Consider the following 7936-nt stretch of genomic DNA (forward strand, 5'->3'; position numbering starts at 1 on the left):
GCCTCAAACTAAGAGACAAGCTATCAATCAATAATAAACTGATTAACAGTATGTGACTCTAGGTAGGCTTATTGCTCTTTGCTTTTTTGTTCTAAATAACGGCCGATTTCATCTTTTAGCGCCAGTTTGCGACGTTTCTTTTCTTCGATTTCTTCTTCACGGCTTACTGACTTAACCACGTCATTCTCTAGCTTGTCAATTTCGGTATCTAAGTCGTTGTGCTCTTTGAACATTTTTTGGAAGTGAATGTCTGTGTTTTTAAGCTCAGAGATTAGATCACGGTGTTCATGAAACATAGAATTATCCTTATGATAGGTTTTCTTTGACTTATTAAAGACGGCAAATATAGGGAGCTTATCTGTTATATGTCACCATCCCAGGGGGTAAAAAAGTTATGTTTCTTATTAATCTTAACTAAATTGTACCCAAATTAATTAAGAAAAACCATGGTTGAAATGGCTGATTTACTGACTAATTACAATAATACTAACACCACGAAACTTTGGTTTTATTTTTGGCTGATAGAGCATTTTGGCTGATAGAGCATTAAATAGGCTGGTATTATATTTATAATACAAAACCATAAGTGATATTGATTTAGTTTTATCAATCGTAAGATTTTACTTAATCGGCTTGTTGTTTTAGCGTATAGACTCGATAATATAGGTATGGAAAGCAGAGAAGGCCTGCAAAAATGTTCAATAGTTACTCTTTAATAGAGCCGGGTTTAGATAGATAATCGCTCAATCCAATAGGTCTTATCTCGCTACAAAAGAATTAAAGAAACTTTGTACTTAAATAATTATTCAGATAAAAATATCCTATGAGGAGTTTAATATGTTAGACCAAGGTTTATTAGATGCAGTAAAAAGTTATAGCGAAAATATGACACGCCCAATTAGCTTCGTTATTGGTACTGGTGAACATGAGAAAAAAGCTGAATTAGTTGATTTCTTAAACCAAATTGCGGGTACTACTGACAAGATTAACTTTGATGCGGCTGCTACCGATGACAGCTTACCAAGCCCAATCAGTTTTAAAATCACTACGGAAGGCCAAGAGACCGGTATCGTATTTAGTGGTATTCCAGGTGGCCATGAGTTTACCTCATTAATTTTAGCCATTTTGCAAGCAGGCGGACACACTCTTAAATTGGATGAAAGCATTCAAAAGATGGTTAAGCGTATTGGTCATCCATTACAGTTCCAAACTTACGTATCACTATCTTGCCACAATTGTCCTGAAGTTGTACAGGCGCTTAACCAGTTTGCGTTACTAAACGATAGTATTAGTAATGAGATGATTGATGGCGGCTTATTCCAAGAGCAAGTAGAAGCCAACAACATTCAAGGTGTGCCAGCGGTATTCTTAAATGGTAAGCCTTTCTTAAATGGTAAAGTCGACACAGCTCGTATCATCGACAAACTACAAGAACAGTATCCAGACCTACTGTCTGCAGTAAGCGAAGACGATGCTGAGCAGCTAGAGCGCCAAGATGTGACCGTTATTGGTGGTGGCCCTGCAGGTGTTGCAGCAGCAATTTATACGGCACGTAAGGGTCTAAAAGTGACCATCGTTGCAGACCGTATCGGTGGTCAGGTGAAAGACACCCAAAGCATCGAGAACTTAATCTCTGTGCCATTAACCACAGGTACTGAGCTGTCTGCTAACTTTGAAAAACACCTGAACGAATATGACATTAACATCAAAGAGCACGTCAGCGTCAAAGAGCTGGGCGAAACCGAAGATGAAAACTATACCATTGAACTAAACACGGGTGAGAAGTTTGAAACCCGCAGTATCATCTTAGCGACTGGTGCGCAGTGGCGTAAGCTGAACGTTCCAGGTGAAGAAGAGTACGTGGGTAGCGGCGTGGCTTACTGTGCGCACTGTGACGGTCCTTTCTTTAAAGGTAAAAAGATTGCCGTTGTGGGCGGTGGTAACTCAGGCGTTGAAGCCGCACTTGACCTGGCGGGTATCGTTGAACACGTAACCGTTATTGAGTTCGCTGATGATCTAAAAGCTGACCAAGTACTGATTAATAAAGCGCAGTCGAAAGACAACATCGACTTTATTACTTCAGCTGCGACCAAAGAAATTAAAGCAACTGATGGCAAGGTATCATCTCTAATTTATGAAGACCGCACAACGGGTGAAACCAAAGAGCTTGATTTGTCAGCAGTATTTGTTCAAATCGGTTTGGTACCAAACTCAGAGTTTGTTAAAGGCTTTGTGGATGTTAACCGCTTTGGTGAGATTGAAATTGATGAAGCCTGTAAGACAGACCGCAAAGGTATCTTCGCTGCTGGTGACGTGACTACCGTTCCATTTAAGCAAATCAACATTGCGATGGGTGAGGGTTCAAAAGCAGCACTATCAGCGTTTGAATACCTAGTAATGCAATAAGCTGAGAGTATCAGTGAAACCATAGCTTAGCGTTAATAGAACCTGTTAAAAGCTAATAAAAGCTGTAAATAGAAAAGCCACGCTACTTTAAGTAGCGTGGCTTTTTTTGCTTTGTTTGATCTAAAAATGACCAATAGCTGGAGGGTTGTTAGTCGTCTAATTTATCCATCTGCTTAGCGGCTTCATAAAGGCCGTTTGAGCGGTTACCGGTACGGCAAAACATTAAAACGGGCTGCTCAGCTTGATTAAAGTAGTCAGCAAAATCTTCAACATGTTGCAGGTTCAGCTCGCTACCTGCAAAAGATATTTCTTTGTACGCAAGTCCGGCTGCTTTGGCTGCCGCTTCAATCTCAGCACTGGTAGGCTGATCAGGAGCTTCGCCATCAGGACGGTTGTTAATAATAGTTTTAAAGCCTTGATCGGCGATTTCTTGTACTTGCTCTGGTGTGATTTGACCTGCGAAGCTGACTTGATGTGACATACTTTATGTTCCTTATTGATTGGTGACTATCTATTTTACTAAATTAGCTGAGCTTGTCTTTATTTTCTTGTTCGAGATAAGTAGCTATTGTTTTTTATACTTATTGAGCTTGCTATTGCTGGGCAGTAAAGTTACAGCAAGCCTTGCATCAAGGCGCTTTGGTATAACAACTTGGCACGAGCTCCCGAACCACAAAACAGCATGATGGGTTTGGGCATCTTATGGTACTGCTCAGCAAAGCGGGCTACTGTGGAAGTACTTAAACGCTCTGCATCATAAGGAAGGTAGCAGTAATTTAAGTTGGCTTTTTCTGCAGCTGAGCATAGCATTTGGCTTGAAGGTTGGTTTTCTACTTCATTATCCGGACGAACGTTGATAATTGAACGGTATCCCATCTCAGAAATCTTGGGGCACTGAGTGGGATAAATTTGCTTATAAATAGTTAAAGAGTCGCTCATGGTATTGATTGGTGTCCGCTAAATAAATTGTGGGGGTTTAGTGAGTCTGATTTTAACATTTTAAGCTCAGCCCCTTATTTTTTATTGTAGACATATTTTATTTAAGCGGTATTTCTATATTGGATTATTCAAATTCTCTTTTTTGTATCGTTGGATATTCATCATTATAAGGATACTCATCCGTTAGCAAGGTAATCGCTTGCATGGTGCTCAAAAAGACGCGCCCAGAAAGCTCCGTAATCACAGGCGTTTGCTCAATAATGTCCATAACTGGACCCTTAATGAAGCTATAGTGTAGGCGCTTATTGGCCGCTTTGAGTTCACGATTCAGAGTGATTAGCATCTCTTGAGCCGTCAGGTCGACATGGTTCACCGAGGACATAATCAAGACCAGCTCACGAGCTTTTGGATGTTGATTCATGGCCTCTTTAATGTGTGTATAGACCGACTCACTATTACCAAAGAAAAGGCTTTCATCAACTCGCATGATTAATAGACTCTCATAAGTAACCACATCATGACGGTGGATATTACGAAAATGTTCTGTGCCCATCAGTCGACCCACGACGGCAATATGCGGCTGGCTCGATTGCCAGATAAGACCCGCAAAAGACACAATAATACCAATCACTAAGCCCACATTTAGACCAAAAGTGAGTACCCCAAGGAAAGTAGCTGCAAAGCTTAAGGCATCTAGACGGTCAGTCTTCAATGCTGTTTTAAAGGTCTCTACATCTATCAAGCTAAGGATAGACGCCATAATCATAGCCCCTAACAGGGCATAGGGTAAGGGGGCGATAATGTCACCCAAGACCAATAATGTGGCCACCATAATAAGGACAGTAATGATGCTGGCCAAAGGAGTCTTGGCACCTGAATCAACATTAATGGCAGTACGTGAAAACCCTCCAGCTACTGGAAAGCTTTGGCTAAAGCCCCCTGCTATATTGGCCAAGCCCAGTCCTTGAAGCTCTTTATTGGCATCAAACTTCTCACCTCGCAGCCGAGCGTAAGTGCTAGCAACAGAGCTACTAGAGACGAAGACAATTAAGGCCATCAGCCCTGCGGTAGGTAATAAAGTGGCGGCCTGAGAGAGGGAGTCAAACTTGGGTACAGATAACATAGGCAGGCCAGATGGAATCTCGCCGATAACACGAATGCCTTTGCTTGACCAGTGACCAAAGTAGCTTAAAGCAATAGCAACTATGACCACTAGCAAAGGAAATAAGCGTCCTGCCCACTTAGCTTTAGAGGAAGATAGCCAAGACTGCCATAGCAGATGACTGGCATAGCGGTTTAGCATAAATAGCGTAAAAGCAATCCCCCCAATAATAAAGGTGGGCAAATGAAAGGTGGCCAATTGCGTAAACAAGGTTGTAGCGTAACCTGGTAACGTGTTACCGCTAACAGCAATGTTGGTAATATATTTTAATTGGCTGACAAATATCAACACCGCAGCACCGCTAACGAAGCCTGCTGACACGCCGCGGCTGATGAACTGCATAATCCAGCCAAGCTTGAGCTTGCCGGCGAGCCAAAGTATGGCTCCCATCATCAGCGCCAGTAAGCTTGCGAGCATGATGTACTGCACACTGCCTTCTACGGCTAAGCCATGCAGACTACTGGCTGTCATAATAGCTGTGATAGCCACAGCGCCAATGGCTTGGACATTACTTGAGCCCACCCAAGCATAAACCAATACCGGTATTATGGAGGCGTAAAGCCCGTAAACGGGTGGCAAGCCTGCCAGAACTGCGTAGCCCAAACTTTGAGGGATAACTAAGATGCCTACCACCAGTCCTGCAATGATATCGGCTGGTAGGCGAGAGGTATCATAAGTCGATACCCAGTTAGGGATTAACTTAGCAAGCCAGCTGTTATTTTCAAGATGATTAGCTGAGGTTTGTTTATCCGCCACGGTAGCCTCTTATTTAAGACCGGTTAATGTGAGTTGTTGATTATTACAATTGCATAGGCTTTGCCTATTGAAATTCAGAGCTAAGTATCAATATATATAATTGTATAATATAACAAACTGCAGAAGAAGAGATGACTATTTGTATAAGGTAAGTGTATTTGATCTGGGTTAGTTATTAAACTCTATCCCTAGACAGTATATTTACCATAATCTAGAAGGTATAAAACTATGAGTAACTCACAATCATTACATCTGGTGTGCCCGCAATGTGCCGCAACCAATAGAGTCCCTACCGAGCGTATGAACCAAAATCCGGTATGTGGGAAATGTCAAAGTCCCTTATTGACAGCAGCACCTGTGGTATTAACGGGTCAAACCGGCCATAAAACCATTCAAAAAAATGAGGTGTTAACTATCGTCGACTTTTGGGCAAGTTGGTGTCAGCCGTGTCACATGATGGCGCCACAATTTGAGCAGGCGGCCAAGCAGTTGCCGAACGTGGTATTTGCTAAGTTACAGACCGATAAGTTTGAGCAAGCTGCAGCCCCCTATGGTATTCGCAGCTTACCGACTATGGTTGCTTTTAAAGGAGGCAAAGAAATTGCTCGGCAGTCAGGAGCGCTACCGAGCAATCAAATTGTGCGATGGGTACAGTCTTTAGCCTAAAATTGGCTTAAATCAAAACTGCCCGCAATTAAACTTACCCGCAATTAAAGCGAAAGCTTTGGGTTAGGCAAAACACACCTGGCCCAATACCACATCTTTACTAGCACCAGTCACCGCAGGCAGGTTGCCGGCTTGACCCATGATGGTTTGACGCGCCAGCCAAGCAAAGGCCATGGCTTCCACCCAAGTAGGTGAGACACCAAACTCTTGGCTGGTAGCCACCTGCCATTCAGGCAATTGTTTGGCGATTTGAGCAATTAAATTCGGGTTATAAGCACCGCCGCCACAGACGATGAGGTTGCCAGGCTGCAGGCTCAATCGGTCGGTCTCAATCTGAATGGCTTCACAGAGACTTTGAGAGGTAAGTTGAGTCAATGTGGCCTGTACTGAAGCAGCATCAACGGTTTGCTTTGTCTCAAGGCTAAACTGCTCAAGTTGCTGAGTAAGCCAACCTAAATTGAACTCTTCTCGGCCTGTGCTTTTAGGGGCGCTTTGGCCAAAGTAGGGATGAGCCATAAACTGGGTCAATAGCTCTGAGTTTACTGTACCTGACTGTGCCCACTGGCCTGCGTCATCATAAAGTGTTGTAGAGTCAGGATGATGGTCCTGGTACCAAGCATCTAGTAGAATATTTGCTGGGCCTGTATCGTAGCCAATAACTTTATCGGCTTGCTTCGCCGGTAGTACAGTAATATTGGCGATACCGCCTAGATTAACCACAATCAAATCTTTGTCAGATTGGGTAGCATCAGCAAACAGTGCCAAATGAAAAGCTGGGGCTAACGGAGCGCCCTGACCACCCACGGCCATATCTCTACGACGAAAGTCGGTCACCACACTGATACCAGTACGTTCAGCAATTACATTTGGGTCAACCAACTGCAAGCTAAAGCCTAATTTAGGGCGATGGCGCACGGTTTGACCATGACAGCCGATGGCTAGGATATCATCGGCACTAATCCCTGACTGTTGTAGCAACTCATTCACCACAGTGCTAGCAAACTCAGCATACTCGCGGCTTGCCCAGCCAAACCATTCCAGTTCGCTGTGAGGCTGCTGCTCTAAAATAATATTTTTTACAGGGTGGGACAGATTGGTGATGCCATTGGGCTGGCATAATGCCAACAAGGTATCGCGTAGGTATTCTGGGAACGGCTTGGTATGAGTAGCGATAATCTTCTCGTTATCAGACTCATCGAACTGACAAATGACCGCATCCATACCATCAAGGCTGGTGCCTGACATCATGCCGATGTAGTAGCCGGTATCAAAGTTGTCAAATAGAGTCTCGGATAAAGCAGACTCCAACTCTTGTAAGTCGTCTAAAGTGCTATCGTTTGGGGTTGGTTCGGTATTTGTCATAGGCCTGCTGCATTAGTTGCAATAAAAAAGGGTAGGCTGCCGTGAAGCAGCGTTACCCTTATTATAACAAAAGGCGCTTAGATAAGTTTTTTATCACCTATTGCCGTAAAACCAACCACTTCAGGGAGTGGATATAAGGCGACATATAGTGTCGTGAGTAGTGTTTAAAAGGTTGTAAGTTGAAATTAACCTCGGCATACTAATTATATGAAAACCCTCAAGCTACGCATTAAAGACAAACACATAAAAGAGCTGAATCAGCTAAGCGGTTCGGTGAACTTCGTGTGGAACTATGTCAATGCGCTGTGCTTTGAGCATTTTAAACGTACTGGTAAGTTTTTTAGTGCTTATGATCTAAGTGAGTACACCAAAGGAAGCGGTGAGTATTTAGGATTACACAGTCAAACCTTACAGGCTATCAATGAGACACACGCTAAATCACGTAAACAATTTAAAAAAGCCAAACTTAGCTGGCGCAGCAACCGTCCTGATGCCAAACGAAAATCACTGGGTTGGATACCTTTTAAGAAATCGGCTATCAAATACCTAAGCACAAGACAAACAGGCAAAAAAGCACTTAAATCAACAATTCAGCTATCACTTTCTAAAGGTCAAAAGCTTATTATAGATGTATTCGATAGTTAC

Annotated in this window: 8 protein-coding genes; 3 read left to right on the forward strand and 5 right to left on the reverse strand. The window is 43.0% G+C overall.

The genetic code is table 11. The features are described 5' to 3' along the window. Positions 1–68: 68 nt before the first annotated feature. Positions 69–296 carry an HP1242/YdcH family protein gene (locus tag A1232T_RS10970; RefSeq protein WP_077449449.1) on the reverse strand — a complete coding sequence of 76 codons (228 nt, stop codon included), beginning with the start codon at positions 294–296 and terminating at the stop codon, positions 69–71. Between the two features lie 541 nt (positions 297–837). Between A1232T_RS10970 and ahpF the strand changes: the two genes are divergently transcribed. Beyond that, positions 838–2406: an alkyl hydroperoxide reductase subunit F gene (gene ahpF / locus A1232T_RS10975; RefSeq protein WP_077449450.1), complete on the forward strand. Its 1569-nt coding sequence runs from the start codon at positions 838–840 to the stop codon at positions 2404–2406. A gap of 148 nt (positions 2407–2554) precedes the next feature. Here ahpF and A1232T_RS10980 read toward each other — a convergent pair whose 3' ends face one another. From A1232T_RS10980 to A1232T_RS10990, 3 genes are all read right to left on the reverse strand, one after another. Next, the gene (locus A1232T_RS10980) at positions 2555–2887 is read right to left on the reverse strand and encodes a protein tyrosine phosphatase family protein (RefSeq protein ID WP_077449451.1); all 333 of its coding nucleotides are present in this window, start codon (positions 2885–2887) and stop codon (positions 2555–2557) included. Between the two features lie 131 nt (positions 2888–3018). Beyond that, positions 3019–3345: a protein tyrosine phosphatase family protein gene (locus tag A1232T_RS10985; RefSeq protein WP_077449452.1), complete on the reverse strand. Its 327-nt coding sequence runs from the start codon at positions 3343–3345 to the stop codon at positions 3019–3021. A gap of 124 nt (positions 3346–3469) precedes the next feature. Beyond that, positions 3470–5263: a SulP family inorganic anion transporter gene (locus A1232T_RS10990; RefSeq protein WP_077449453.1), complete on the reverse strand. Its 1794-nt coding sequence runs from the start codon at positions 5261–5263 to the stop codon at positions 3470–3472. A 228-nt stretch (positions 5264–5491) separates the two neighbouring features. Between A1232T_RS10990 and trxA the strand changes: the two genes are divergently transcribed. Continuing rightward, positions 5492–5929 (forward strand): thioredoxin, encoded by a 438-nt coding sequence (trxA, locus tag A1232T_RS10995; protein ID WP_077449454.1) that lies wholly within the window; start codon positions 5492–5494, stop codon positions 5927–5929. Between the two features lie 63 nt (positions 5930–5992). Here trxA and A1232T_RS11000 read toward each other — a convergent pair whose 3' ends face one another. After that, entirely contained in the window at positions 5993–7291 is a 1299-nt protein-coding gene (locus A1232T_RS11000; protein WP_077449455.1) for an anhydro-N-acetylmuramic acid kinase, read from the reverse strand. A gap of 207 nt (positions 7292–7498) precedes the next feature. Here A1232T_RS11000 and A1232T_RS11005 point away from each other — a divergent pair. Further along, positions 7499–7936 (forward strand): nuclease/transposase family protein (locus tag A1232T_RS11005; RefSeq protein WP_482822385.1); only part of this gene is annotated, 438 nt, incomplete at its 3' end.

Source organism: Psychrobacter pasteurii (genome assembly GCF_900162815.1).
In the GTDB taxonomy this organism is placed as follows: Bacteria; Pseudomonadota; Gammaproteobacteria; order Pseudomonadales; family Moraxellaceae; genus Psychrobacter; species Psychrobacter pasteurii.